Consider the following 26,335-nt stretch of genomic DNA (forward strand, 5'->3'; position numbering starts at 1 on the left):
CATGTGGTGGACCCGGCTCAAGGCGCTGATCGTCAAGGAACTGCTGGCAGTGCTGCGCGACCCCAAGGGCCGCGCAATCCTGATCGGACCGCCGATCGTGCAGCTTCTGGTGTTTTCCTATGCGGCTACGCTCGAGGTGACCAATGTCGACGTCATGGTTCTCAATCGCGACAACGGCCATTGGGGACAAGAACTGGTCGAACGGATCGACGGCTCCCCGACGTTTCGAAGCATCGCGTTCACCGATGATCAGCATGAAGTTCGCGACGCCATCGACAGGCAACGCACTATTGCCGCCCTGGAGATCGGCCCAACCTTCTCGCGCGACATAGAAGCTGGCCAGCCCGCCAAGGTCCAGATTATTCTCGACGGGCGTCGGTCGAATGCGTCCCAGATCGTCTCCGGCTATCTCGGACGCATCGTCGGCACGCTCGCCGCCGATACGCCGGCCGGCAAGCGCGTGTCGTCCGAGGCGATCACGGTCGTGGCCCGAAACTGGTTCAATCCCAACCTCACCTATCAATGGTTCATGGTGCCCAATCTGGTTGCCAGCATTGCGCTGTTGATCGGGTTGATCGTCACGGCGCTCTCGATAGCGCGCGAACGGGAGCTTGGCACCTTCGACCAGTTGATGGTGTCGCCGTTGCGCACCCACGAGATCCTGATCGGCAAGCTGATCCCGCCGATGATGATCGGGTTGTTCCACATCACCGTCTATATTCTCGCCGCCGTCTTCATCTTCGGCGTGCCGCTGCGTGGCTCGCTGTTCCTGCTCTACGGCAGCGCAGTGTTCTATCTCGCCGCCGTTGTCGGGCTCGGCCTGTTCATTTCCGCATTGTCGATGACACAGCAGCAGGCAATCCTCGGCGCCTTCCTGTTCATGGTGCCGGCAATGCTGCTCTCCGGCTTCGCCACGCCGATCGAGAACATGCCCGCCTGGCTGCAGCCGGTCACGCTCGTCAATCCGCTGCGTTACTTCCTGGTGATCGTGAAGGGCGTATTCCTCAAGGACATCCCGCTGGCCGAGGTCGTGCGCCAGACGATTCCGCTCTGCGTCATCGCCCTTGTCACGCTCTCGGCCGCTTCATGGCTGTTCCGCCGCCGGCTGGAATGAATATCAACCCTTGATGAAACGCTCGATCGCAGAGATTTCATTCTGGCGGATGTCGTGCCCACCGGCATGCCATTCGATCTCGGTGGCGGTGCCCTGCGCCTTGAAATAGTCCGCCAATGCCTGCGTCTGAGGCGCCGGGCAAATCGGATCGCGCTCCCCGGCCGTGATCAGAACTTGACGCCCCGCGAGCGCTGCATTGTCTCTGGGGCGGAACGGGATTAGCGGATGCATCAGGATAGCCTTGTCGAATAGGCCGTTCTCGATCAGCACGTTGGCAAGAATGTTCGCGCCGTTCGAATAGCCGAGCCCAATGACCTCGGATGCCTGGTGTTCGCCTGCGACGGCCCTGACGAATTCGGCCATCTTTTTGGTTGCACGGGATAGGTCCGCCATGTCGTAGACGCCCTCGCCTGTCCGCTTGAAGAAGCGGGCAGCGCCATGCTCCGACACGTCGCCACGCGGCGAAATGATCGTCGCTTCCGGCATCAGCTGGGTTCCGAAGGTGAAGAACTGGTTTTCGTCGCCGCCCGTGCCGTGGAAGACGAAGAAGATCGGATTGCCGGGCTCGCCGGCCTTCAGTTTATGGACGTAGCCGTGATCTGCCATGGAAAGTCTCCTTATTGCTTGCCGGATGTGGCATCGGCGGCGTCGCCCGCCGCCGTGCGCTTCAGCCAATAGATTTAGGCTTCCAGCTTCTGCAGATGGTTTTCGAGAACCGGGCGCAGGTGCTTGTGCTGTTGCGGCAGCTTCAGCGCCTCGCCGAGATGGGCCAGATCCTCATCACGGTTGAAGCCCGGCTCGTTGGTGGCGATCTCGAACAAGACCCCGCCCGGCGTGCGGAAGTAGATGGCCCAGAAGTAATCGCGGTCGATCACCGGGGTGACCTGGTAGCCGGTGTCCATCAGCGCCTTGCGGACTTCGAGCTGCTTTTCGCGATTGTCGACGGCAAAGGCGATGTGATGAACGGAACCCGCCCCCTGAGCGGCACGGTTGAGGTTCGGCATGGTCTCAAGGTCGATCAGGCCCGCGCCGTTGCCATCAGGCATAATCAGGCGGGTGACGCCGTCCTTACGGTCCAGCTCCTCGTAGCCCATGAACTTCAGAAGTTCCGCTGTCGCCCCTTCGTCGCGCAGCCGCATTGCGGCCGAATGGAAGCCGTGGATTGCATGGTCTTGCGAAACGCCGCCATCCGTCCAAGGCGACCGCGGATCGTCGCGCACTTCGACCAGCGCAAAGCCGTCACCATCAGGGCCTGCAAAGTTCAAACGCTTTTCACCGAAGGTCTCTTCATCCTTGAGCCCGCTGACGCCGAGGCTCGACAGCCGCTCGCGCCAGAAGCCGAGTGCGCCCTCGGGAACGGAAAAGACGGTGGTCCCGACTTCGCCCGTGCCGGCACGTCCGCGCGGCATCTGCGGGAAAGGAAAATAGGTCATCACCGTGCCGGGCGTGCCGGCTTCATCACCATAGTAGAGATGATAGACGTCGGGGGAATCGAAGTTCACCGTCTTCTTGACGCGACGCATGCCCAGTGTCTTCGTGAAGAACTGATTGTTGGTGAACGCGTCGTCCGCCATCGATGTAACGTGGTGCAGGCCCTTGATCTGATTGAGCATTGCCGTGATCCTTTCTCTGCCCGCCAAGACCGGGCTTTGTCATGACGCATAGATGCGCCCATCCGGATCGTTGCGAAAGACGGCCGCGACCAAACGCATTGTCAACATACCGTTGACGACTGGAGAAAATCGTTGAACGAATAGCGAGCAGACGATCCGTGCCTTGTGGGTGGATCGGCTGCTGCTTAAGATCGGCATCGGCCACATTGTGGCTGTCGGGAACGTGCGGGAGGAGGAGCCCAGACATTCCGTGAAATACCGCCTGGTTGTTGCTGTCATCCTGCTGCCGCTGGCGGTTGCCGCGCTTGCCTGGCAAGGCAATGCTGTGGCCACGCGCAGCTATCTCGATGAAGCATCGGCGCAGGCAAATACGGCGCTCAGGCTCGCAGTGGCGGCCCTCGATGGTCACCTCAACCGCTACCAGGCTCTGCCCGCTTTGATCGCCGACCACGACGACATCCGTGAACTTGCGACACGACCGCGCGACCGCCGGCTGAGAGAGGCCGTGAACGCCTATCTCAAAGATATCAATGCACTTCTCAACTCATCCGATATCTATGTGATCACGCCGGACGGCGACACGATTGCTGCCAGCAACTATGACGGTCCGACGAGCTTCGTCGGGCAGAATTTCAGCTATCGCCCCTATTTTCAGGAAGCCCTGCGCGGGCAGCAATCCCGCTTCTACGCACTCGGCACGACATCGTTGAAACGCGGCTACTATTTCGGCTCGCCAATCCGCGTGGGTGACGACATTCGCGGCGTCATCGTCTTCAAGGTGGATATCGAGAGCATCGAGGCATCCTGGCAGGGAGGCGAATACAAGATCTTCGTTTCCGACCCGGAGGGCATCATTTTCATGTCCGGCACGCCGGAATGGCTCTATGCGTCAGTCCTGCCGCTGACCCCGGAGCGGCTTGCACGCACGGAGACATCAAGGCGCTATGCCAATGCCACCTTGCGCGCACTGCCTGTCGCGCGCACCAGCCTCACTGATCACGACCTGATGACGATCGCGTCCAGCGACACTAGCCGGGAGTACCTGCTACTGTCGCAATACATGGCCGATGCCGACTGGACTGTGAATGTGCTGACCGACACGGCATCCGTCCGCACCCAGGCGCTGACCACCGTCATCGCTGCCCTTCTGCTTCTATGCCTCACCGGCCTTGCCGCCGCCATTCTCTGGCAGCGCCGCTCCCGCCTCAACGAGCGCATCTCGATGCAGGCGGAAGCCCAGGCCGAACTCGAGCGACGCGTCGACGAACGCACCGCGGACCTTGCGCGCGTCAACGTGCAGATCGAGGAAGAAGTCGCCGAACGGCGCCAGACCGAGCAACAATTGCGTCGGACCCAGGCGGACCTCATCCAGGCGGGTAAGCTCGCCGGCCTCGGCCAGATGTCAGCGGCGCTTTCGCACGAATTCAACCAGCCACTGGCGGCGGCAAAAACCTATGCCGACAGCGCAGCCTTGCTGATCGAGCGTGGGCGGGCCGAAGAGGCGAGTGACAACATCCGGCGCATCTCCGGCCTGGTCGACCGCATGGCGGCAATCAGCCGGCATCTGCGCAATTTTGCGCGCAAGCCCAACGAGAAGCTGGGGCCGGTGTTGATCGAGGATGTCGTGCGCGACACGATGGAGATCGTCGCCGTCAGGCTGAAGGCGGCTGCGGCCGACATCGACATCGACCTTGGTCCAGCGCCGCTGGTAGTGCGCGCCGGTTCTGTCCGTCTGCAACAGGTGCTGGTCAATGTCATCTCCAACGCAGCCGATGCGGTCGAGGGGCTGGACGATCGCCACATCCGGCTTCGCGCCTGGAGCGACGGCGACAAGGTCGTGCTCGCGGTCAGCGACCGCGGTCCCGGCGTACCTGCGGCGATCGCCGAGCGCATCTACGACCCATTCTTTTCGACCAAAGGCGTCGGCAAGGGACTAGGCCTTGGCCTGTCCATTTCCTACAACATCGTCAAGGACTTCGGCGGCAGCCTGACTGCCACGAACCTTGCCGAAGGCGGTGCGGAATTCCGCATCGAACTTCCCGTCGCCAATGAGCAGGGCCAGGAGGCCGCCGAATGATCGAGAGCCGCGTCCTGCTTGTCGATGACGAAGAGGAGTTGCGCCATTCGAGTGCGCAGGCGCTGGAACTCGCCGGCTTCCGCGTCGATACCTTCGCGAGCGCAGAACACGCCCTGGAGTTCATCGGCTTCAGCTTTCCCGGTGTCGTCATCAGCGACATCCGGATGCCGGGCATGGACGGGATGACATTCCTGCAGCGCATCCGCGAGATCGACGTCGAGGTGCCGGTGATCCTTGTCACCGGCCATGGCGACGTTCAACTGGCCGTGCGTGCCATGCGCGAAGGCGCCTATGATTTCGTCGAAAAGCCCTTCACCGCACAGATGCTTGCCGGCACCATTCGCCGCGCGCTCGACTGGCGCGCACTGGTACTCGAAAACCGGCGGCTCAAGGCGGTGGCCGGCAAGCGCGACGACATTGAACAACGCCTGCCCGGCCGCAGTCAGGTCATGGTCGATCTGCGCTATCGGGTCCGCGCAATCGGCGCCTCTGATGCCGACACCTTGATCATCGGCGACACCGGCGTCGGCAAGGAGGTCGTGGCCCGCACCCTGCACGATCTGAGCGGCCGGGCAAACAATCCCTTCATCGCCATCAACTGTGCAGCCCTGCCCGAAAACCTGATCGAGAGCGAGCTTTTCGGACATGAGCCAGGCGCGTTTCCCGGCGCGATCCGTCCACGCTACGGCAAGTTCGAACATGGGCGCGGCGGCACCATCCTGCTCGACGAGATCGGCTCGATGCCGATCGATCTGCAGGCCAAGTTTCTGCGCGTCCTGCAGGAGCGCGTGATCACGCGGCTCGGCTCCAACGAGGTGGTGCCGCTGGATGTACGCTTCATCGCTACCAACAAGGTCGATCTCGAGCAGGAGGTGGCCGCCGGCCGCTTCCGGCCCGACCTTCTCTATCGCCTCAATGTCGCGACGCTGCGCGTGCCGCCGCTGACGCAGCGTCGTGCCGACATTCCGCTCTTGTTCCTGCAGCTCGTACGGGAATCCGCGGCTCGTTACGGCCGCGATGAAGTCGAGGTATCGCAGAACCTGCTGGCCGAGATGGCGGAACGCAACTGGCCGGGCAACGTGCGCGAATTGCGTAACGCCGCCGAAAGGCTGGTTCTTGGGCTGGATACGGCCTCGAACGAAATCAACTCGTCCGAGCCGAACAGCGGCCGTTTGGCCGACAAGGTCGCAGCGTTTGAGAAGGGGCTGATTGCCAATGCCATAGCCACCTACGGCGGCGCCCTGAAGCCCGTATACGAGTCGCTCGGCATCTCACGGAAAACGCTCTACGAGAAGATGCAGAAATTTGGCCTCGACAAGAAGCTCGTTGCGACGGACATGTCTGGCGAAAGCGACGGGCGGTAACGTCGGCGACCACGCGGCGACGCCGGACGTCATGCGCATGGTGTCCCCGCAATACCGCGTACCCGCGACACTGCTGCGCCCAACCCAAAACGAGAACAGGGGCGCGGATGCCGCGCCCCTGCAAAGCCCTGGTAAGGGTTCCGCCTTAAACGTTGAAGGCCGCACCGATGAGCGTCTTGGTGTAAGGCTCCTTCGGTGCAGTGAAGATCCCGTCGGTATCGGCTTCCTCGACGATCTTGCCGTTCTTCATCACGATCACGTAGTCCGACATTGCCTTCACCACCGACAGATCGTGGCTGATGAAGATGTAGGACAGGCCGTGCGAGCGCTGCAGATCGCGCAGCAGCTCGATAACCTGGCCCTGGACGGAGCGGTCGAGCGCCGATGTCGGCTCGTCGAGAATAACCACCTTCGGCTTCAGGATCATGGCACGCGCGATCGCGATGCGCTGCCGCTGACCACCCGAAAACTCGTGCGGATAGCGGTTGCGCGAGGCCGGATCGAGCCCGACCTCCTTCAACGCTTCGATGGCACGACGGTCGCGATCGGCACGGCTAAGCGAGGGCTCGTGCACGTGCAGGCCTTCCGTGATGATTTCACCGACGGTCCTGCGCGGAGACAGCGAGCCATAGGGATCCTGGAACACCAATTGCAGCGCACGCCGTAGCGGGCGCATCTGGCCGCGGTCGAAGCCGGAGATGTCGGTCGTGCCGAAGCGGTAATAGCCGCTGCTCGGCAAAAGCCGCAGCAAAGCACGCCCAAGCGTCGACTTGCCGGAGCCGGATTCACCGACAACGCCGATCGTCTGGCCCTCGCGAAGCCGCAGGTTGACCTTGTCGACCGCGCGGAAGACGGCATTGCCGCGGGTGAAAAACCCACCGCCGATCGCGTAGTCGACACAGACGTCCCGACCTTCAAGGATGATCGGTGCGCTGTCCGCCGGAGGTGCCTTGCGGCCGCTCGGCTCTGCCGCGAGCAGCATCTTCGTATAGTCGGCCTGCGGCCGCTCGAAGATGTCTGCGGTCGTTCCCTGCTCCACCACTTCGCCGCGGCGCATTACCGCGACGCGTTCGGCAAAGTGTTTGACGATGCCGAGATCGTGCGTGATCAGCACGATCGCCATGCCGAAGCGCTTCTGCAACGACTTCAGGAGATCGAGGATCTGAGCCTGGATCGTCACGTCAAGCGCTGTCGTCGGCTCGTCGGCGATCAAAAGGTCAGGCTCGTTGGCGAGCGCCATCGCAATCATCACGCGTTGACGCTGGCCGCCCGAAAGCTCGTGCGGATAGCTGTCGATGCGTCGACCCGGCTCGGGGATGCCGACCAGTTCGAGCAGTTCCAGCACGCGCTTGCGCGCCTGCTTGAACGTGCCGCCGCGGTGGTGCACGATCGGTTCGGCGATCTGCCGGCCGATCGTGTAGAGCGGGTCGAGCGAGGTCATCGGCTCCTGGAAGATCATCGTGATCTTGGAACCGCGCACGCCGTTGAGCGCCTTGGGCGAAAGACCCACCAGCTCCTGACCGCGATAGCGGGCAGAACCGGTAACGGTGCCGTTCTTGGCGAGCAGTCCCATGATGCCCATCATGGTCTGGCTTTTGCCCGAGCCGGACTCGCCGACAACAGCAAGAGTCTCGCCGGTACGCACGTCGAGATCGATACCCTTGACCGCTTCGACCGTCCCGTCAGGCGTCGAGAAGTTCACCTTGAGGCCGCGAACGGCCAGGATGGTTTCGTTTGTGTCAGCCATGTCAGCGGTCCTTCGGGTCGAGCGCATCGCGCAGGCCGTCGCCGACGAAGTTCAACGAGAACAGCGTCAGAACAAAGAAGATGGCCGGGAAGATCAGCAGCCAGGGCGCCGACTGGATGTTGTTGGCACCTTCCGAAATCAACGCTCCCCAGCTCGTCAGCGGCGCCTGAACGCCAAGGCCGAGGAAGGAGAGGAAGCTCTCGAGCAGGATCACCTTCGGCACGACGACGGTGACGAAAACGATGACAGGACCGATGGTGTTCGGAATGATGTGCCGGCGGATGATCTGCCAGTCCGTCAGGCCGAGCGCCTGGGCTGCACCGACAAACTCCCGCCGTTTCAGCGCCAGCGTCTGGCCGCGCACGATACGGGCCATATCCAGCCATTCGACCGCGCCGATCACCAGGAAGATCAGGATGAACGAGCGTCCGAAGAAGACCACGAGCACGACAACGAGGAAGACGAACGGCAGAGAATACATGATCTCCACCAGTCGCATCATGACGTTGTCGACGCGGCCGCCGATGTAACCCGACGTCGCGCCGTAGACGACGCCGATGCCGAGCGACACGAGACTTGCCAAGAGACCGACGGCAATCGAGATCTGGCCGCCGAGCATGACGCGCACCAGCAGATCGCGGCCGTTCGAATCGGTGCCGAACGGGAAATACTCGCGGTTCACCTGACCGGTCACCTTGAGAGTACGACCCTCGTCCTCCGTTGCCACGACCTGAGTGTCACGGAACTCGTTGGCACGATCGAAGTAGCGCGTCGCGCGGGCATCGATCGGCTGCTCTGAGGTGATCGTCGCGGTGAAGGTCTCACCGTCGATGTTGAACTCCTTGAGCGTGACGCGGGCGCGTGTTGCGATCCCTTCCATCACCCCTTGCAGGGTGGACGTGTCAGGGCGCGGCTCGAGGCTTGGTCCGATATTCACGTAGGACGGGAACACCTGGTCGTAGGTATGCGGCGAAAACAGTGGCCCGAGGAACGAGAATACTGCGATGAGGGCCAGCATGACGCAGCCGGCCATGGCAGCGCGGTTGCGCTTGAAGCGCATGGCCGCCAGCTGGAAGAGGCTGCGCCCCTTGGTTTCCGGCGTTACCGCCGGCGTCTGGACGACATCAGTCATGGCGAACCCTCGGATCGAGCAGGCCGTAGAGAATGTCGACCAAAAGATTGAAAACGATAACGAAGATGGCGACGAGAATGACCGTGCCCATCACCAGCGTATAGTCGCGGTTGATCGCCCCGAGGACGAAGTAGCGGCCGACGCCCGGAATGGTAAAGATCGTCTCGACCACAGCCGAACCGGTGAGCAATGCCGCCGCGCAAGGTGCGAGGTAGGAGACAACCGGCAGCATCGCGCCGCGCATGGCGTGGGTGATGACGACTGTCCTTGCCGGAAGGCCGTAGGCCTTGGCCGTTCGGATATGGTCGGTGTGCAGCGCCTCGATCATCGAACCGCGGGTAAGCCGCGCGAAGACCGCGAGCTGCGGCAGTGCGAGCGCGATCATCGGCAGGATCAGGAAGCGCAACGAACCGTCACCCCAACCGCCGGCCGGCAGCCAGGCCAGGACGATGGCGAAGACCAGCGTCAAGACAGGACCAACGACGAAATTCGGTACGGTGACGCCGAGCGTCGAGACCGACATGATCGTGAAGTCGAGGATGCTGTTTTGCCGGAGTGCAGCGATCGTACCGGCGGTAACGCCGCCGATCACGGCAAACAGCAGTGCGTACAGGCCGAGCTCCATCGAATAGGGCAAGCCCTTGCCGATCAACTGCGCGACGTTGTTATCCTTGTAGATATAGCTCGGGCCAAAGTCGCCGGTCACCGCATTGCTGAGATAGTGAACGTATTGTCGCCACAGGGGCTGATCGAGCTGATAGGTCGCCATCAGGTTCGCCATTGTTTGTGGCGGAAGAGGACGCTCGAGGTTGAAGGGGCCGCCAGGGGCAAACCGCATCAGGAAAAAGGAAATGGTGACGACAATAAACAAGGTCGGCACCGCACTCGCCAATCGGCGAAGGATGAAGGAAATCATTGACGTGCTCCGGAGGCGACGCGCGGCATTTTCACCGCGCGTCGTCCCTGTTCGTTATTCGGCGACGCTCAGGAACCGGCTCAAGTGCTGGTTCGGCGAGTTGTCCTGCCAGCCCTTGACGCGGTCGGAAACCAGCCACAGGTCGGCCTGGGTCAGAAGCGGAGCGATCGGCTGTTCCTTCATCAGCAGAGCTTCAGCTTCATGCAGCAGCTTGGAGCGAGCTGCCGGATCCTGCTCCTCGTAAGACTTCTTCATCAGCGCGTCGAATTCAGCGTTTTCGAAGTGGCCGTAGTTGAAGGTCTTGTTGGAGCTAAGGCTGAGAGCGAGGAAGTTCTCGGCGTCGGCGTAGTCGGCAACCCAGCCGGCGCGCGCAACGTTGAACTTGCCGCCTTCCTGCAGGTAGGCATAGTGCGAGGACACGTCGAGGTTCACCAGCGACACCTTGGCGCCGAAGGTGTTCTTCCACATGTCGGCAACGGCCGTTGCAACACGCTCGTGGTTCGGGTTGGTGTTGTAGCGCAGCTCGATTTCGAGCGGCTTGCCACCTTCGCCGTAACCGGCTTCCTTCATCAGAGCCAGTGCCTTGTCTTCGCGATCGAGCTGCGACAGGGTGCCGAACTCGGCCTTGGACGGATCACCGTAGCTCTCGATGCCCGGGGGCACCATCGAGTAGGCCGGCAGCTGCGAGCCGGCGTAGATTTCCTTGGCGAGGAAGTCGCGATCGACTGCCATCGACAGGGCCTGACGAACGCGAACGTCGCTATAGGGCTCCTGGCGGGTATCGAAGGCGTAGTAGTAGGTCGCGAGCGTCGGCGAAACATGAACCTGTTCGCCATGGGACTTGCGCAGACGATCGAGCTGATCGGCCGAGAAGTTGTAGGCGAGATCCATTTCCTTCGCTTCGAAGCGGCGAACCGAGGCGGCCTGGTCGTCGATCGGGTAGAAGATGACCTTGTCGAGCTTGACGTTGGCGGCATCCCAGTAGTTGGGGTTCTTGACGGCGGTCAGGCTGTCGTTCGGAACGTGCGCGGCGAGCGTGAATGCACCGTTCGAAACCATGACGCCCGGCTTGACGAAGTCCGCGCCATTCTTTTCGACGCTTGCCTTGCTGACCGGAAGTGCCGTCTGGTGCGCCAGCAGCTCGAGGAAGAACGGGGTCGGGCGCTCAAGCGTGATTTCGAGCGTCTTGTCGTCGACAGCCTTCATGCCGAGCTGGTCGGTCGGCAGTTCACCCTTGTTGACCTTTTCGGCGTTCTTGATCGGGAAGAGAATGTTGGCGTAGCCGGCCGCGACCTTCGGGTCTTCGACACGGCGGAACGAGAAGACGAAATCTTCTGCAGTCAACGGTGAACCGTCGGACCACTTCGCGTCAGCGCGCAGCTTGAAGGTATAGACCGTACCGTCGTCCGAAAGCTCCCACGTTTCGGCTGCACCCGGGACGATCTTGCCCGAGGCGTCATAGATCGTCAGGCCTTCGTAGAGATCCTTGAGGATGAACTCTTCGATGTTGATCGACGTATGGGCCTGGTCCAGCGTCTGCGGCTCACCGGCGTTGCCACGATGCAGGACAGCTTCGGCAAGAGCCGGGCTTGCTCCGATGAGCAACGAGCCGATCAGCGCGGCGGCGCTTAGGTTGAGTTTCAGTGATGCCATTTTGTTTCTCTCCTTCCCCTTTTTTGGGTTTGTGATCGCAGGAGAGAAGTGCAAATCTTTCTCGAACGCAAGGCGGATTCTGCAACCTGCTGCATCTTTATCTATAGAGTTGTAATTTTACGAAATCACAGGTTGTATTTCGTTTGCGGTCCTTTTCGTCGTTTTTGCGACGCAGGTGTGACAACCGGGCGGCAATCCACGCGTTTCTACTGCAACGTTTTAGATGCTGGCGCCGCTCTGTCCCCAGAACGGCAAGAATCGGCCCTGATGCAAATTTCGTGAATTCAAGGCGCAGTTTACGTAATGTGCGGAAAGAAACAGAGCCTTTGCCGCAATCTTCTTGCAAAGCGTTCACTCAGCAGCGACACTGTGTTTCCCTATAAGTGTTTTCTGTCTCGGTGCAACCCACCATCGACACACGGAAAAGTGGTATTGACCTTTCCCTACCCGCTCATCCGCGGCGCACCACTAGAAAGCGAAACGGTTAGATCCGCTGTGTTGCATCCAGTCCACAGTAAAATCGATTGAAGCGGCTTCGGCACCCCTCGCAGGGGCCCTCTTGACCGTTGCCAAACCACTTTGATGAACTATTGTGCGCCAGACTTCGGTGGGCGCGACCATTTCGCACGCGTTGTCACGCCGCACGACAATCCGGCCATCGACATTGCGTCGATGCAAGCACGTGCGGCGCTTCGCCGGACCAATTTTCGTGGCGCACCAGGCTGCGCCGAAACACTAAAGGGAGATATCGAATGGCATTGATCACATTGCGGCAACTGCTCGACCATGCGGCGGAGAACGACTACGCGCTGCCGGCGTTCAATGTGAACAATCTCGAATACATTCAGGCCGTCATGCGCGCGGCTGACGCCACTGATTCTCCCGTCATCCTGCAGGCAAGCCGCGGTGCTCGCTCCTATGCGGGCGATGCGTTCCTGCGCCATCTCATCCTTGGTGCGGCGGAAGAATATCCGCACATTCCCGTTTGTCTGCATCTCGATCACGGCGACCAGCCGTCGACCTGCATTTCGGCGATCACCAATGGCTTTACTTCCGTCATGATGGACGGCTCGCTGGAGAAAGACGGCAAGACCGTCGCCAGCTATGAATACAATGTCGCGGTCACCGCCGAAGTCGTGAAGATCGCCCATGCGGCCGGCGTTTCCGTCGAAGGCGAACTTGGCTGCCTCGGCAACCTGGAAACCGGCGCTGGCGACAAGGAAGACGGCCACGGCTTCGAAGGCAAGCTGTCGCGCGAGGAGCTGCTGACCGATCCGGAACAGGCCTTCGACTTCGTCACCAAGACCGGCGTCGATGCGCTGGCCGTTGCCATCGGCACCAGCCACGGCGCCTACAAGTTCACCCGCGAGCCAGATGGCGACATCCTGTCGATCGAAACGATCGCCAAGATCAACAAGCGCCTGCCGAACACCCACCTCGTCATGCATGGCTCGTCCTCGGTCCCGAAGGATCTGCAGGACCTGTTCAACACCTATGGCGGCAAGATGAAGCCGACCTGGGGCGTTCCGGTGTCGGAAATCCAGAAGGCGATCCCGCTCGGCGTGCGCAAGGTCAACATCGACACCGACCTGCGTCTGGCCATGACCGGAACGATCCGCAAGAACTTCGCTGAAAACCCGGAGAATTTCGACCCGCGCACCTACCTAAAGCCAGCAACGGCTCTCATGACCGAGGTTTGCAGGGAGCGTTTCGAAGCCTTCCGCACCGCCGGCAAGGCATCGAAGATCCGCACCCTGCGCTTGCCGGAGATGGCAAAGCGCTACGCAGCCGCCTGATCCGCGAACCGGCCGCCCCTCTTCCCAATGGAACGACGGGAACGGGGGTGCCCTGTTCGAGCGCTTGGCGACAGACAACAGTCGGCGCGCGGCCCGTGATCAAGCGGCCGCGCGCCGATTTCGTTTCGATCGCGATGGCTGGTTCGGCGAGCGGACGCCAGGCCACGCGATATCCAAGTACTCACTCGGCCCCAGCGCTCATTCAGGCGCGGCGCTCGCCCGCCGCTTCGTGCTCGTAAAGCTGATCCATGCTCAAGGTGGCCACGTCAGCGAAAGGCGTCTGGCTTTTCACCCGGCCACCGCCGAGGATGACGACCTCGTCGCAAAATGAAATCGTGCTGCGGTGATGACTGATGACGATGGTCGTGCGGTGCCCGGCCCTCGATTTCAGCGTCTCGACGATGGCCGCTTCGGACAGGCCGTCGACCGCGTTGGTGGCTTCGTCCAGGATCAGGATCTCGGGGTCGCGCACGAGGGCTCTGGCCAGGGCAACCCGCTGCCGCTGCCCCGCCGAGAGGCTGGCGCCTCTGTATCCGACGACGGTTTGATAGCCCTGCGGCAGGCTTTCGATGAAGCCGTGTGCTTCGGCCATCCTGGCCGCGTGCTCCACTTCTGCGGTCGTCGCCTCCCGGCCATAGGTGATGTTCTCGAGGATCGTACCATCCACCAATTCGAGGTCCTGGCTGGCGAGCGCGATCTGGTTCCGCCACTGAACCGGGTCTATCCGGTTCAGGGGGATACCATCGACGAGGATCTGCCCCTCGTCCGGTTCGACGAAGCGGCATAACAGATTGACGATCGTGGTTTTCCCGGCACCGGACCGGCCGATGACCGCCGTCGAGCGGCCGCCACGGATATTGAATGTCGCGGCATGCAGCACCACGGCACGCGAGCCAGAACTCGGATATCGGAAGGTCACCCGATCAAATCTCAGCTGCTGTCGCAGACAATCGAATGGCTCCCTCCCCTCAGGTGGCTTTGGCTTGTCGGATGCGTCCAACAGCCACCGCACCTCCTCCAATGAGCCGCTCCAGCCCTGGATCTGGCTCCAGGACAATTGCAGCGCACGCACGTGCGGCTGCAAGCGATAGAGCAGGACCACGAAGGCAACGATGACGGGAAAGCTGACGCCGCCAGACCAGGCGGCGACAACCACAGCCAGGAAGAGGGCGGAGTGGAGCGTCTCGGTGAGTGGCGGCAGCACGCCCTGACGGGCCTGTAGCGAGAACCCGGCGCGTCTGACCGCATCCGACGCCGTATCGAACACGGCCTTCTCCCGCGCCTCCTGGCCGAATATCCGTATCAAACGACCGGCATGAACAAGATGGAGCATTCGAGCCGCAAGCTCGCTGTTGAAGGAGGTAACTTCGCGGCTCGGCCCCTTGAGGGTTGCGGACAGGACGTAGTGCACGAGCTGGACGAGAACGAGGCCGAGCGCGACGAACAACGTCATCTGCCAGGACAGAAGTAGGAGGAATGCCAGGAGAATGATGGCAGCCGAGCCATTCACGAGCGCCGCAAGGACGGTCTGGATTGCATCGGAGGCCCGCCAGGACTCATTTGAAATGATGTTGAGCAGCCGCCCCGGATTCTCCTTCATGAAGAAAGGATAGCCGACCCGCAGGAGCTGAGCCGACAGGGCGCTGCGGATCGAGTGTCCTGCCTTGCCGTAGATGAAGGTCGCGAGCACGCTGTTGGCAAAGGCGAGGACGTTCTTGAGCGCGATCAAGGCAAAGGCCGCGCCGGCGATGACAATCAGCCGCTCGCCGTCGTCCAGCCCCGATCCGACCTGTTGGAACAGCGAGGAGACGCCGTTCAATGCCGCTGGATCCTGATCGCCGGCAATGATGCCGAGCATGGGGATGATGAGGCCGATACCGACGCCCTCGAGTGCTGCGCTGAAAAGGCCGAGAATTACCACGGCCGGAAGCAGACGCATTTGCCCGCCCAGCGCATCGCGCAATAGCTGCAGGCCCGGCAAGAAGATTCTGAACATGGCGACCGTCCTCAGCGATGGAGTTGCTCTTCGGCCCGTTGCTCGACCGGACCTGGCGACCGCTCCGCGACGAACAGGCCCACGAACTTGAGGGCACCGAGCAGGTTCATGAAAACGATCGGCCAGTGCGACAGGTGCAAGACGGGGTCGAACCGGGCGCCGCCGAAGATTTCCCCGAACGCCGACCTGACGGTCCAACAGAAATGCCGCAGCAGCCACGGCGCGGTGCGCAGGTGCTTCAGGCAAAGCGCACCATTGCCGAAGCTGTAGTTGCAATGAAGCGTCTCGATTGCCGCCCGTGCGCGACGGCCGTGATGATGGAAGACGACCATGTCGGGGACATATTCGACGGGGATGCCAAGCCGATCAGCGCGCACGAGATAATCGGTGTCCTCTGCCGACAGCAACGGCGCGCCGGCGCCAAACCGTTCGTCGAAGGGACCGACGCGCAATGCGACCTCACGATGCATCGTCATGTTGCAACCCAACACGAAGCCGCCTGGATGAACCTCATGCGTCAGCCGTTCGCGCACGTTCGACCGTTTGATGGTGAACGGCAAGTCGGCGGGGTTGCCGAGCTCGACACGGCCGCCGCGGATGACCCCGCCCCCGCCGCCTGCACAGTGGTGTTCCAGATCGCGCAGATAGCCGACGTCGACTTCGCAGTCATCATCAATGAAGATCAGGATCCTGCCGCGCGCATGTGCCATTGCCGTATTTCGGGCGACAGCCAGGCCCGGTCGGGTCTCGACGGCATGCGTGATCGCCATGGGTGACGCGGCCGCAATACGGCTGATGCAATCGGGCGTGCCGTCCGTGGAGCCGTTATCCACCACGACAAGCTCGCATCGATCTCCGGCATGGAAGCGGCACGCCGCCTCGATCGATCGGATACAGGCATCGAGCGCCTCGACGCGGTTGCGCGTGCAGACGATGAAGCTTGCGAAGGTCTCTTCGCGCGCGGCCGACGTCGGCACCCACGGCGTCTCCGTCGCGTTCGCGCATCCCTTTGCCGCCCATGCCGGGCGTTCGACTGTCATATTAAACCGGGCCATGACGAGGAAGGACGTTCGCTGCCGGGACGGACTGCAGGTATCGCGACAGGGCATCCATGCGCCTCATCGCAGCCAGCGACATGCTGCTGCACCAGGGCGCATGAACGCCTGCGATGAGGCCGTATCGCTCCCGGCGCCGGATAAGTCCCCATTTGCCCGTCTGCGTCAGAAACTCATGGGTGAGCTGCGGCCGCCGCTCGTCGCTGACAAGCTGGTAGAGGAAATAGAATAGGTTCAAGGCGCCTTCGTCATGGCCGGCGCGGCTTTGCTGCGGGTACCCGGAAATCCTGTCTTCGAGCGCCAGAATGCAGTTCGCAGCATTTCCGATCGTCTCGGCCGTGACGGCAAGGCCGATGTCATTGAGCGCCTGGGGATTGTCGCAAAGACGTTCGCGCTCGAGGTTTTCAGCAACAATCTTCAAGTGGGTGCGGCGCATTTGGCGCTTGTGCTTGTTCGTCACGCTGTTGCCATGGATACGATAGGCGACCATGGCCTCGTCGATCATCATCGCCGGAAAACGGTCGGTGACGCGCCGGAAGAGATCGAAATCCTCCGCATGCACATAAAGCGCGTCATAGGTGAGCATATCCTCCGGTATGACATGCCTGTTGTAGACGACGGTCGAGTGCATGAAGATCGTGAAGAACATCGACAGCGCCTTCAGGTTCTCCGGCCGATAGATTGGATTGGGCGTGCCACGGACGATACGATCGCCGATGAGCGTATCGATGCCGGTGCCGCACAGCGCGAGCTGTGGCTGTTGCATGAACAGCGACACCTGCCGCGACAGCCGTGACGGATAGGAAATGTCGTCGGCATCCATCCGTGCGATGAGATCGCCCTTTGCCAGAGCGAGACCTTCGTTCAAGCTCGCGATCAAACCGCGGTTCTCGCGGGAGATGATAGTGACGCGGTCATCGGCCTTTTGATAACGCCGCATGATTTCCAGTGAGCGATCACGCGAACCATCGTCGATGGCGATGATCTCCAGCCGCTGGTAATCCTGCCTCAGAATGCTCTCAAGCGCCGCGGCGAGATAGGACTCGGCGTTGTAAACGGGCAGCAGGACGGAAACCAACGGAACGGTCATGAACAATCTCGAACACTATTGCAGATCTGAGGCTTGAAGCGCGTTTGCCCGGCCAGCGGCGTCCGCACGATAAGCCGGATGCGGCCGCTCGTCCCCTCGCCCCTGAAACCAGTCGACAGTGCTTCCAGCACTCGCGGATGGTGCACTTGGCCGACCGTTGGCACGAAGATAGGGAAAGTGCCGCTTCAAGCCGTTGAGCGGCCTCTCTAACGCCAGCCAGGAGAACGCCGCCACGACCAAAGTGGCGGCACCTGCGACGACCAAGCGCCCAACGCCCTGTTCCGAAACGTTGACCGGTATCCACCCCTGCGCCTTGACGACCAGCGCCAGCACGACCGGATGAAACAGGTAGACGCCATAGCTGACACGCCCAAGCGCCGTTAGCGGCGGGAGTTCCAGCAACCTGCCGAAATCGCCACGAAACCCGGCGGAAGCGGTGCCGACCAACATTACAAGCGGGACGAGAGGCAAAACTTCGAGACCGATCCAAACGATCCAATCAAGTGCCGGCCCCACCGGCATCGATCGACCCCAAAGCAGCACGAGGGATAATATGGAAAACGGCAGCCAACTGACTGTCATCCACCGCGGCCAGGCCGTGGCCGTCGATCGGTGAACAGCCAAGAGGGCACCAGCCGCCAGCGCATCCATCGATGCCGGAGGCAGCAGGTCTCGTGCAAGCGAGGGCTCCCCCGTGAGCGGCCAATAAAATCGGTATGCCAGCGAGCAGGCGATGACGCCGACGCAGAGCCGCCCGATCCAGTGGCGCGGCGTCAGCAGAATGAGGAGCGGCCAGACGATGTAGAATTGTTCTTCAATGCTCAGGCTCCAGGTGTGGCAGAGCACCCACGGCGTCCACGCATCCTTTAGCGCGTACCAAAAATTCGAGAGATAAAGCGCGTGCCATGCCCAGCCTTCCCTGGAGCCTTCCAGGTTGACCAGCCACACGAAGCCAAGCATGCCGAAATAGGGTGGGAAGATGCGCAGGGCACGGCGAATATAGAACGACCTGAGGGTCGTCGCTGCTTCGAACTGAGCCGCGGAACGCGCGTCGAGGAGCAGGCGCGTTATCAGAAAGCCGCTGAGCACGAAGAATAGCCGCACGCCGAGATGCCCCCAATGGGAATCGTCGGCGGCAAAGAAATGCGCGTACAGCACCATCGAAACGGCAACGGCTCTCAATCCGTCCAGTTGCCGGTCGCGCATAGTCAGCATTAAACGTCCCCTCGGAGTTCCGACCGCTGCGGTCAACTTCCTGTGGAGCCAACTCCGTGGTCAGCTACGATTTTTGCCGCGAGGTTGCCATTTGCTTCGAAGAAGCGCGAAGGGTTCGGTCGGTCGCAAGACACGTTGAGGGCGGCCCCCAAAACCTTAGGGCCGAATAGGGCCAAACTTTGACCGCTTGATTGGCAAGCGCGCGCATATACCGGCGGCTGGCGGCTGACGCCACGCCTGCAAATTCGGTCGCCGCTGCAGAACCGCACCGCAAGCGCTTGTTTCGTTTCAGAAACGAGCGTCGTCCAGTCAGCCCGAGGGTTAGAACGTCGGCGGCGTGTTGATCCAGAGAAGAACCGTTTCGCCGTCATGCCGGTTGGACCAGGCATGGCGGCGTTTGCTTTCGAAGTAGAGCGAATCGCCGGCGCTCAGGTCGTAAAACTGATCGCTGTCGAGAATGAACTCGACACGCCCCGAAAGCACATAGACGAATTCCTCGCCTTCATGCCGATAGGCGCCTTCGCTCGAAGCACCCGGCTCCAGCACGAAGCGATGGCAATCCATCTGGTTGCGACCGTCGGCCAAAAGCTGCACGGTGACACCGGGCGTCGTCTTCGGCCAGGTGCGCCATTCTCCCGCACGGACAACGGCTCGACCATCGGTCTCCTCTTCGCCCGACAGGCTCGATACCGTCGACCCGAAATATTCGGCGATGTTGTGCAGAACAGCGACAGACACGCCCTGCGAGGTTCTCTCGAGCGTCGAGAGGACAGAAGCGGCAATGCCGACGTCGCCTGCGACCTGTTCGAGAGTCTGGCCGGCGGCATGCCGCAGACTGCGCAGCTTGCGACCGACCTGATTGTCGAGACCGCTTTCGCCCGGTGCGGGCGCGTCGTCGTCCCCGGCCGCTTCCGCTTCGAGCGCTTCCCTGATGGCCGCGGGATTGAGACCGCGCTCGACCCGGAACCAGGAAATGCGTTTCAGCCGGGCGAGATCGCCTTCGGTGTATTGCCGGTGGCCCGTCGGTGAGCGCTCGGGCACGACCAGTCCTTGGGTTTCCCACAATCGGAGCGTCGAGGCGGATACACCCGCCAGCCGTGCAGCCTCGGCAACCTTGTAGCGCACGCCGCCCATTTTCTGTTTCCCTGTTTCGATCGCGGGTGCCGGCGCGAATCTGCGCCGCGCCTGCGCGTTGGCGAACTTACCTGCCGGGCATGACCTTTTACAAGAATGCGTCATCAGCGCCGGTGTTCTCTCGATCACCAAATTTGATTTGCATTCCATTTTGAAAGATGTACCACTTCCCAGACAATCTTGCAGAAAAAATGCAATATATTGCCTCCGCCAGCAACAGGACACGCGCCATGACTAGCCTCACCGATCGTAAGAACGCTGCCATTTCCCGCGGCGTCGGCATGACCACGCAGATCTACGCCGACCGTGCGGAGAACGCCGAAATCTGGGACAAGGAAGGCAACCGCTACATCGACTTTGCCTCGGGCATTGCAGTCGTCAACACCGGCCACCGCCACCCGAAGGTGATCGCCGCCGTCAAGGCGCAGCTCGATCGCTTCACCCACACCTGCCATCAGGTCGTGCCCTACGAGACCTATGTGCATCTCGCCGAACGCCTCAATGCGCTTGCGCCCGGCGACTTCGCCAAGAAGACGATCTTCGTCACGACCGGCGCGGAAGCCGTTGAAAATGCAGTGAAGATCGCCCGCGCGGCGACTGGCCGCCAGGCCGTGATCGCGTTCGGCGGCGGCTTCCATGGCCGGACCTTCATGGGCATGGCGCTCACCGGCAAGGTGGTCCCGTACAAGGTCGGCTTCGGCGCCATGCCGGGCGACGTCTTCCACGCCCCCTTCCCGATCGAGCTGCACGGCGTCACCGTCGACCAGTCGCTGGCGGCGCTGAAGAAGCTCTTTGCCGCCGATGTCGATCCGGGTCGCGTGGCCGCAATCATCATCGAGCCGGTGCAGGGCGAAGGCGGTTTCTACCCGGCTCCGCCGACCTTCATGAAGGCGCTGCGCGAAATCTGCGACCAGCACGGCATCCTCTTGATTGCCGACGAAGTTCAGACCGGCTTTGCCCGGACGGGCAAGATGTTTGCCATGGACCATCATGAGGTCGCGCCCGACCTGATGACGATGGCAAAGAGCCTTGCCGGCGGCTTCCCGCTCGCTGCCGTCACCGGCCGTGCCGAGATCATGGACGCACCGGCGCCGGGCGGCCTTGGCGGCACCTATGGCGGCAACCCGCTCGGCATCGCCGCCGCGCATGCCGTACTCGACGTCATCGCGGAAGAGAACCTCTGCGAACGTGCCGAACTGCTCGGCGGTCGTCTGAAGCAGCGCCTCGCCGCAATCCGCGAACAGGCGCCCGAGATCGTCGACATCCGCGGCCCCGGCTTCATGAACGCCGTGGAATTCAACGATGTGAAGACTAATCTGCCGAGCGCCGACTTTGCCAACAAGGTGCGCCTGATTGCGCTCGACAAGGGTCTGATCCTGCTGACCTGCGGCGTGCACGGCAACGTCATCCGTTTCCTCGCGCCGATCACCATCCAGGACAACGTCTTTGCCGAGGCGCTCGACATCCTTGAGGCATCGATCCTCGAAGCACGCGGTTGACGCTTTGCCGGGCGACCGCTAACGCGGTTGTCCGGGCCGATGAAATGGCTCCGGGTGTCGGGAGGAACGACACCCGCAAGAACAAACAGGAAGCGGGTCGGTCGGCGTGCGACAGGCATCGCTGGAGGACGCCCATCATGACCCTGACGCCGGCTTTGACCAAACACTTGCGCGACGGCGAACTGTTTTCCGCCTTGGACCGCATAGCGCATTTCGCCGGGAGCTGGACGGGCGAGGCCTTCGACGTCTTCAATCCGTCTACCGGCGAGCTTCTGGCGTCGTTGCCGGATATGGGCATCGAACAGGCGAGTGCGGCGATCGACGCGGCAGCCGCCGCGCAAACCCTTTGGGCGGCAAAGCCCGCCAAGGATAGAAGTGCCGTGCTTCGACGTTGGCACGACCTGATCATCGCCCATGCCGACGATCTCGCCGCCATCCTGACCGCCGAAATGGGCAAGCCGGTCGGAGAATCGAAAGGCGAAGTGCTGCACGCGGCCGCCTATGTCGAATGGTATGCCGAGGAAGCCAAGCGCATCTACGGCGAGACCTTTCCGGCTCCGGCCAATGACCGCCGCATGCTGGTCATCAAGCAACCCGTTGGCGTCGTCGGCACGATTACCCCGTGGAACTTCCCGGCCTCGATGGTCGCCCGCAAGATCGCTCCAGCACTCGCCGCCGGCTGCGCCATTGTCCTGAAACCTGCCGAACAGACGCCGCTCGTTGCCGGAGCCCTGTTCGTCCTCGCCGAGAAGGCGGGTTTCCCGGCCGGCGTCGTCAATCTGCTCTACGCCTCGGAAGGTGCTGCGATCGGGCGGGAACTCTGCAGTAACCCCAAGGTTCGCAAGATCAGCTTTACCGGCTCGACGGAAGTCGGGCGCCTGCTGATGCGCCAGTGCTCCGACCAGATCAAGAAGGTCAGCCTGGAACTCGGCGGCAACGCGCCCTTCATCGTCTTCGACGATGCCGATATCGACGAGGCGGTCGATGGCGCCGTCCAGGCGAAGTTCCGCAATGCCGGCCAGACCTGTGTTTCGGCAAACCGCATCTATGTGCAATCGGCGGTGCATGACGCATTCGCCGAGAAATTCGTCGCACGCGTGGCCGAACTCTCGGTCGGGGACGGCTTTTCCGCCGGCGTCACGATCGGGCCGATGATCGACCGGCACGCGATCGAGAAGATCGAAGCCCATGTCGCCGATGCCGTGTCCAAGGGCGCCGAGGTGCGCAGCGGCGGTCATCGCATCGGCACGTCAGGAACCTTCTTCGAACCGACGGTGCTGACCGGCATTTCGACCGACATGCGCATCGCCCAGGAAGAGACATTCGGCCCGATTGCCCCGATCATCCGCTTCGAGACCGCCGAACAGGTGATCGCCGAGGCAAATGATACGATCTATGGCCTCGCCGCCTACTTCTATGCCGAGAACCTCAAGCGCGTCTGGCATGTGGCCGAGGCACTCGAATACGGCATGGTCGGCATCAACACCGGCCGCATGTCTTCGGAGGCCGCCCCCTTCGGCGGCATCAAGCAATCCGGCATCGGCCGCGAGGGCTCCCGTCACGGGCTCGAAGACTATCTGGAGATGAAGTATCTCTGCATGGGCAACATCTGAGCGTTGCCTTCCACGTGAACTGCTTGAACCTCTCGCCTCGCCGCTGATCGCAATGTTTGTGGACTGCGGCGGGCGCAATGCCTGCCGGTACCCGGCCTGTCATAAACAGCACTTGAAATTGATCGGCGGGCTTGCCAATTGGGGCAGGAACCAAGGAACCATAGGAGTTGCCACCGCGATGAGCGAAGCTGAAATGTCCGTCGAGAAACATGTCTTTGAAGCCGATGTAGCCAGGCTGCTCCATCTCATGGTGCACTCGGTCTATTCCGACAAGAACGTCTTCCTCCGCGAACTGATTTCGAACGCCGCGGACGCCTGCGAGAAGTTGCGTTACGAGGCGATCGTCTCGCCGGAACTGCTGGCAGGCGATACGAACCCCAGCATCAAGCTGACGCTCGATGAGGAAAACAACCGCCTCATCGTCGAGGACAATGGCATCGGCATGAGCCGCGACGAACTCGTCGAGGCGCTCGGCACCATCGCCCGTTCAGGCACGCGCGCCTTCATGGAGCGCATCGAGGCCGCACAGGGCAAGGAAGGCGCGCAGCTCATCGGCCAGTTCGGCGTCGGCTTCTACTCCGCCTTCATGGTCGCCGACAATGTCGACGTCGTCTCGCGCCGCGCCGGTTCGGACCACGCCTGGCACTGGTCGTCGGACGGCAAGGGCAGCTACACGGTCGCAGCCGCCGATCTTGCTGACGCGCCGGCACGCGGCACGCGCATCACCCTGCATCTTATGGAAGATGCCAAGACCTACACCTCGCGCTGGACGGTCGAGCGCATCGTCAAGGACCAGTCCGGCCACGTTCCGGTTCCGATCTCGATCGTCGAGAAGCCCGGTGCCGAACCGGTTTCCGTCGGCGACGGCACGGCGCTCTGGACCAAGCAGAAGAGCGAGATTTCCAAGGAAGACTACGCCGACTTCTATCGGGGCGTTTCGGGCCAGTACGACGATCCGGCATTGACGGTGCATTTCCGCGCCGAGGGCCGGCACGAATATACGGCACTTGCCTTCGTGCCCGGCTCCAAGCCCTTCGACCTCTTCGATCAGGACCGCAAGGGCCGGATGAAGCTCTACGTCAAGCGCGTCTTTATCACCGACGAGGCGGAATTGCTGCCGCGTTACCTGCGCTTCGTGCGGGGTCTGGTCGACACCTCGGACCTTCCGCTCAACGTCTCGCGCGAGATGATCCAGGAAAGCCCGCTGCTGTCGAGCATCCGCAAGGGATTGACCAACCGCATGCTGACGGCGATCGAAAAGCTGGCGGAGAGCGATCGCGGGGCCTTCGACAAGATCTGGGAAAACTTCGGCAGCGTGCTGAAGGAAGGCATTTACGAGGACTTCGAACGCCGCACCCAGCTGATCTCGCTTTCCCGCTTCCGCACGACCACCTCGGAAGACGGTCACCGCAGCCTTGCCGACTACGTCAAGGACATGAAGGACGGCCAGTCGGCGATCTACTACCTGACGGGTGACAACCTCGCCCAGCTCAAGGCATCGCCGCAACTTGAAGGCTTCCGCGCCCGCGGCATCGAAGTGCTGTTGCTGACGGATCCGGTCGACAGCTTCTGGGTGACCTCGGCGCCGGACTTCGAAGGCAAGCCGATGAAGTCGATCACGCAGGGCTCGGCCGATCTGGGCAGTGTCGCAAAGCCGGAAGGCAGTCCCGACAGCGCACCAGAGGCAAGCCAGGCGGTGACGGATTTCGTCGCCTTCGCCAAGGAAACACTCGGGGAAGCCGTGTCGGAAGTTCGCACGTCCGATCGCCTGACGGAAAGCGCCGTATGCCTGGTCGCGCCCGAGAATGGCCCCGATCGCCAGCTCGAAAAGATGCTGCAGGGCGCCGGCCGCCTCGACGGAGCGGCAAAGCCGATCCTAGAGATCAATCCCGGCCATGCGCTGATTGCCGCAATCGCCGCCTGCCCGGCCGATGACAGCGCGTTTCGGACTGACGCCGTTCAGCTTCTGCTCGACCAGGCGCGCGTCCTCGATGGCGACAAGCCGCAGGATCCACGCGCATTCGCCGAGCGCCTGTCACGCGTCTTCAACCGGGCGCTCAAGGTTTAACGCACCGGTTCAAGCACCTGTAATTGCAGCGATGAAAGGGTGAGAGGGAGAAATCCCTCTCACCCTTTCGCTTTTTCGGGCGCCGCTTCCATGCCGATCTCCGCCAATACCTCCGCCGTATGCTCGCCGAGACGCGGAACACCGCGGTCGAGCACCAGCGAGGCATCGGAAAAACGGATCGGCGTACGGACGCCCGGCGAGGTCCCGCTGGCCGCACCGGAATGCGGTGTGTCGATCTGCATCTGCCGATGCACGACCTGCGGATCGGCAAAGACGTCGGCGACCGTGTTGATCGGACCGCCCGGCACGCCTGCCTCTTCCAGCAATGTCAAAAGCGCGTCCCGTTCGTACCTTGCCGTTTCGGCGCTAAGCGCCGGTGTCAGGCTCTCGCGATTCTGGACGCGGGAGGCATTGGTCAGATAGCGCTCGTCCGTTGCCAGATCGCCGCGGCCAAGCAGGTTGCAGAACTTGACGAACTGGCGGTCGTTGCCGACGGCGACGATCAGGTGCCCGTCCGCCGTCGGGAACACCTGGTAGGGTGCGATGTTCGGGTGGGCGTTGCCAAGGCGGCGCGGCGCCTTTCCCGAGACGAGAAAATTGAGCGCCTGATTGGCGAGCACGCCGGTCATGCAATCAAGCAAGGCCATGTCGATCTGCTGGCCCTTACCGGTTCGCTCGCGCTGCGCCAATGCCGCCTGGACGGCGATGACGCCATAAAGCCCGGTGAAAATATCGGCAAAGGCGACGCCGATCTTCTGCGGCTCACGATCCGGCTCGCCGGTCAGATCCATGATCCCGCTCATGCCCTGGACGATGTAATCGTAACCGGCGCGATGCGCATAGGGTCCATCCTGACCGAAGCCCGTGACCGAGCAATAGATCAGGCGCGGATTGACCTTCTTCAGGCTCGCGTAGTCGAGACCATATTTCTCGAGGCCGCCGACCTTGAAGTTTTCCAGCAGGACGTCGGATTGTGCCACCAGCCGGCGCACCGCCTCCTGCCCTTCCTCGGTGGTGAAATCGAGCACCACCGAGCGCTTGCCGCGATTGCAGGCGTGGAAATAGGCCGCGTCGAGCTTCTCCCCCTCCTCGCCGGCGACGAATGGGGGGCCCCAGGTGCGGGTGTCGTCACCCGCCGGGCTCTCCACCTTGATGACGTCGGCGCCGAGATCGGCGAGCGTCTGGCCGATCCAGGGACCGGCGAGAATGCGGGCAAGCTCAAGAACGCGAATACCCTTCAGTGGCGCTTCCAT

Annotated in this window: 19 protein-coding genes; 7 read left to right on the forward strand and 12 right to left on the reverse strand. The window is 62.0% G+C overall.

All coding sequences use genetic code 11. The features are described 5' to 3' along the window. Nucleotide 1 precedes the first annotated feature (1 nt). A complete protein-coding gene (locus ASD00_RS33120) occupies nt 2-1,114 on the forward strand; it encodes an ABC transporter permease (RefSeq protein WP_025428697.1) in 1,113 nt (370 codons plus the stop codon). A gap of 3 nt (nt 1,115-1,117) precedes the next feature. Here the strand turns inward: ASD00_RS33120 and ASD00_RS33125 are convergent, their stop codons facing one another. Beyond that, the gene (locus ASD00_RS33125; RefSeq protein WP_025428696.1) at nt 1,118-1,720 is read right to left on the reverse strand and encodes an alpha/beta hydrolase; all 603 of its coding nucleotides are present in this window, start codon (nt 1,718-1,720) and stop codon (nt 1,118-1,120) included. Between the two features lie 74 nt (nt 1,721-1,794). After that, entirely contained in the window at nt 1,795-2,727 is a 933-nt protein-coding gene (locus ASD00_RS33130; protein WP_025428695.1) for a VOC family protein, read from the reverse strand. A gap of 250 nt (nt 2,728-2,977) precedes the next feature. Here ASD00_RS33130 and ASD00_RS33135 point away from each other — a divergent pair, with 250 nt between their 5' ends. Together ASD00_RS33135 and ASD00_RS33140 are read left to right on the forward strand one after the other, a co-directional pair. After that, entirely contained in the window at nt 2,978-4,804 is a 1,827-nt protein-coding gene (locus ASD00_RS33135; RefSeq protein ID WP_025428694.1) for a sensor histidine kinase, read from the forward strand. Next, nucleotides 4,801-6,168, forward strand: a complete 1,368-nt coding sequence (locus ASD00_RS33140; RefSeq protein WP_025428693.1) for a sigma-54 dependent transcriptional regulator — start codon at nt 4,801-4,803, stop codon at nt 6,166-6,168. The genes ASD00_RS33135 and ASD00_RS33140 overlap by 4 nt, the downstream gene beginning before the upstream one ends. A 145-nt stretch (nt 6,169-6,313) precedes the next feature. On the opposite strand, the gene ASD00_RS33145 is transcribed toward ASD00_RS33140, so the two are convergent. Genes ASD00_RS33145 through ASD00_RS33160 form a run of 4 tightly spaced genes read right to left on the reverse strand, consistent with a single transcriptional unit; the run spans nt 6,314 to nt 11,616 of the window. Next, on the reverse strand, nt 6,314-7,915 hold the full coding sequence (locus tag ASD00_RS33145) for an ABC transporter ATP-binding protein (protein ID WP_025428692.1): 1,602 nt from the start codon (nt 7,913-7,915) through the stop codon (nt 6,314-6,316). Between the two features lies 1 nt (nt 7,916). After that, nucleotides 7,917-9,047 carry an ABC transporter permease subunit gene (locus tag ASD00_RS33150; RefSeq protein WP_025428691.1) on the reverse strand — a complete coding sequence of 377 codons (1,131 nt, stop codon included), beginning with the start codon at nt 9,045-9,047 and terminating at the stop codon, nt 7,917-7,919. Further along, the gene (gene oppB / locus ASD00_RS33155) at nt 9,040-9,963 is read right to left on the reverse strand and encodes an oligopeptide ABC transporter permease OppB (RefSeq protein WP_025428690.1); all 924 of its coding nucleotides are present in this window, start codon (nt 9,961-9,963) and stop codon (nt 9,040-9,042) included. Before oppB ends, ASD00_RS33150 begins: the two co-directional genes overlap by 8 nt. Before the next feature lie 54 nt (nt 9,964-10,017). Further along, nucleotides 10,018-11,616 (reverse strand): peptide ABC transporter substrate-binding protein, encoded by a 1,599-nt coding sequence (locus ASD00_RS33160; RefSeq protein WP_025428689.1) that lies wholly within the window; start codon nt 11,614-11,616, stop codon nt 10,018-10,020. A 752-nt stretch (nt 11,617-12,368) separates the two neighbouring features. Here ASD00_RS33160 and fba point away from each other — a divergent pair. Further along, nucleotides 12,369-13,412 (forward strand): class II fructose-bisphosphate aldolase, encoded by a 1,044-nt coding sequence (gene fba / locus ASD00_RS33170; protein WP_057211221.1) that lies wholly within the window; start codon nt 12,369-12,371, stop codon nt 13,410-13,412. 202 nt (nt 13,413-13,614) lie between these two features. Here fba and ASD00_RS33175 read toward each other — a convergent pair whose 3' ends face one another. From ASD00_RS33175 to ASD00_RS33195, 5 genes are all read right to left on the reverse strand, one after another. After that, nucleotides 13,615-15,408 (reverse strand): ABC transporter ATP-binding protein, encoded by a 1,794-nt coding sequence (locus ASD00_RS33175; protein ID WP_025428686.1) that lies wholly within the window; start codon nt 15,406-15,408, stop codon nt 13,615-13,617. Between the two features lie 11 nt (nt 15,409-15,419). After that, nucleotides 15,420-16,448: a glycosyltransferase family A protein gene (locus ASD00_RS33180; protein ID WP_025428685.1), complete on the reverse strand. Its 1,029-nt coding sequence runs from the start codon at nt 16,446-16,448 to the stop codon at nt 15,420-15,422. 1 nt (nt 16,449) lies between these two features. Continuing rightward, on the reverse strand, nt 16,450-17,553 hold the full coding sequence (locus ASD00_RS33185; protein WP_025428684.1) for a glycosyltransferase family A protein: 1,104 nt from the start codon (nt 17,551-17,553) through the stop codon (nt 16,450-16,452). Nucleotides 17,554-17,568: 15 nt separating this feature from the next. After that, nucleotides 17,569-18,768 carry an acyltransferase gene (locus tag ASD00_RS33190; RefSeq protein ID WP_025428683.1) on the reverse strand — a complete coding sequence of 400 codons (1,200 nt, stop codon included), beginning with the start codon at nt 18,766-18,768 and terminating at the stop codon, nt 17,569-17,571. Between the two features lie 321 nt (nt 18,769-19,089). After that, nucleotides 19,090-19,902, reverse strand: coding sequence for a cupin domain-containing protein (locus tag ASD00_RS33195; protein WP_025428682.1), 813 nt, complete (start codon nt 19,900-19,902; stop codon nt 19,090-19,092). A gap of 230 nt (nt 19,903-20,132) precedes the next feature. Here ASD00_RS33195 and ASD00_RS33200 point away from each other — a divergent pair, with 230 nt between their 5' ends. The 3 genes from ASD00_RS33200 (at nt 20,133) to htpG (ending at nt 25,082) form a co-directional block, all read left to right on the forward strand. Further along, nucleotides 20,133-21,401, forward strand: coding sequence for a 4-aminobutyrate--2-oxoglutarate transaminase (locus ASD00_RS33200; protein ID WP_057211377.1), 1,269 nt, complete (start codon nt 20,133-20,135; stop codon nt 21,399-21,401). A gap of 137 nt (nt 21,402-21,538) precedes the next feature. Beyond that, nucleotides 21,539-23,014 carry an NAD-dependent succinate-semialdehyde dehydrogenase gene (locus tag ASD00_RS33205; RefSeq protein ID WP_025428680.1) on the forward strand — a complete coding sequence of 492 codons (1,476 nt, stop codon included), beginning with the start codon at nt 21,539-21,541 and terminating at the stop codon, nt 23,012-23,014. A 178-nt stretch (nt 23,015-23,192) separates the two neighbouring features. Continuing rightward, nucleotides 23,193-25,082 (forward strand): molecular chaperone HtpG, encoded by a 1,890-nt coding sequence (htpG, locus tag ASD00_RS33210; protein WP_057211223.1) that lies wholly within the window; start codon nt 23,193-23,195, stop codon nt 25,080-25,082. 59 nt (nt 25,083-25,141) lie between these two features. Here htpG and ASD00_RS33215 read toward each other — a convergent pair whose 3' ends face one another. Further along, nucleotides 25,142-26,335, reverse strand: a complete 1,194-nt coding sequence (locus tag ASD00_RS33215; protein ID WP_025428678.1) for a CaiB/BaiF CoA-transferase family protein — start codon at nt 26,333-26,335, stop codon at nt 25,142-25,144.

The organism is Ensifer sp. Root31 (genome assembly GCF_001424825.1).
Taxonomy (GTDB): domain Bacteria; phylum Pseudomonadota; class Alphaproteobacteria; order Rhizobiales; family Rhizobiaceae; genus Ensifer; species Ensifer canadensis.

What these genes read in the sequence shown, in the direction of transcription:
- ASD00_RS33120 (WP_025428697.1), top strand. Translation starts at nt 2, where the DNA reads ATGTGGTGGACCCGGCTCAAGGCGCTGATCGTCAAGGAACTGCTGGCA.
- ASD00_RS33125 (WP_025428696.1), bottom strand. Translation starts at nt 1,720, where the DNA reads ATGGCAGATCACGGCTACGTCCATAAACTGAAGGCCGGCGAGCCCGGC.
- ASD00_RS33130 (WP_025428695.1), bottom strand. Translation starts at nt 2,727, where the DNA reads ATGCTCAATCAGATCAAGGGCCTGCACCACGTTACATCGATGGCGGAC.
- ASD00_RS33140 (WP_025428693.1), top strand. Translation starts at nt 4,801, where the DNA reads ATGATCGAGAGCCGCGTCCTGCTTGTCGATGACGAAGAGGAGTTGCGC.
- ASD00_RS33145 (WP_025428692.1), bottom strand. Translation starts at nt 7,915, where the DNA reads ATGGCTGACACAAACGAAACCATCCTGGCCGTTCGCGGCCTCAAGGTG.
- ASD00_RS33150 (WP_025428691.1), bottom strand. Translation starts at nt 9,047, where the DNA reads ATGACTGATGTCGTCCAGACGCCGGCGGTAACGCCGGAAACCAAGGGG.
- oppB (WP_025428690.1), bottom strand. Translation starts at nt 9,963, where the DNA reads ATGATTTCCTTCATCCTTCGCCGATTGGCGAGTGCGGTGCCGACCTTG.
- ASD00_RS33160 (WP_025428689.1), bottom strand. Translation starts at nt 11,616, where the DNA reads ATGGCATCACTGAAACTCAACCTAAGCGCCGCCGCGCTGATCGGCTCG.
- fba (WP_057211221.1), top strand. Translation starts at nt 12,369, where the DNA reads ATGGCATTGATCACATTGCGGCAACTGCTCGACCATGCGGCGGAGAAC.
- ASD00_RS33175 (WP_025428686.1), bottom strand. Translation starts at nt 15,408, where the DNA reads ATGTTCAGAATCTTCTTGCCGGGCCTGCAGCTATTGCGCGATGCGCTG.
- ASD00_RS33180 (WP_025428685.1), bottom strand. Translation starts at nt 16,448, where the DNA reads ATGACAGTCGAACGCCCGGCATGGGCGGCAAAGGGATGCGCGAACGCG.
- ASD00_RS33185 (WP_025428684.1), bottom strand. Translation starts at nt 17,553, where the DNA reads ATGACCGTTCCGTTGGTTTCCGTCCTGCTGCCCGTTTACAACGCCGAG.
- ASD00_RS33190 (WP_025428683.1), bottom strand. Translation starts at nt 18,768, where the DNA reads ATGCTGACTATGCGCGACCGGCAACTGGACGGATTGAGAGCCGTTGCC.
- ASD00_RS33195 (WP_025428682.1), bottom strand. Translation starts at nt 19,902, where the DNA reads ATGGGCGGCGTGCGCTACAAGGTTGCCGAGGCTGCACGGCTGGCGGGT.
- ASD00_RS33200 (WP_057211377.1), top strand. Translation starts at nt 20,133, where the DNA reads ATGACTAGCCTCACCGATCGTAAGAACGCTGCCATTTCCCGCGGCGTC.
- ASD00_RS33205 (WP_025428680.1), top strand. Translation starts at nt 21,539, where the DNA reads ATGACCCTGACGCCGGCTTTGACCAAACACTTGCGCGACGGCGAACTG.
- htpG (WP_057211223.1), top strand. Translation starts at nt 23,193, where the DNA reads ATGAGCGAAGCTGAAATGTCCGTCGAGAAACATGTCTTTGAAGCCGAT.
- ASD00_RS33215 (WP_025428678.1), bottom strand. Translation starts at nt 26,335, where the DNA reads ATGGAAGCGCCACTGAAGGGTATTCGCGTTCTTGAGCTTGCCCGCATT.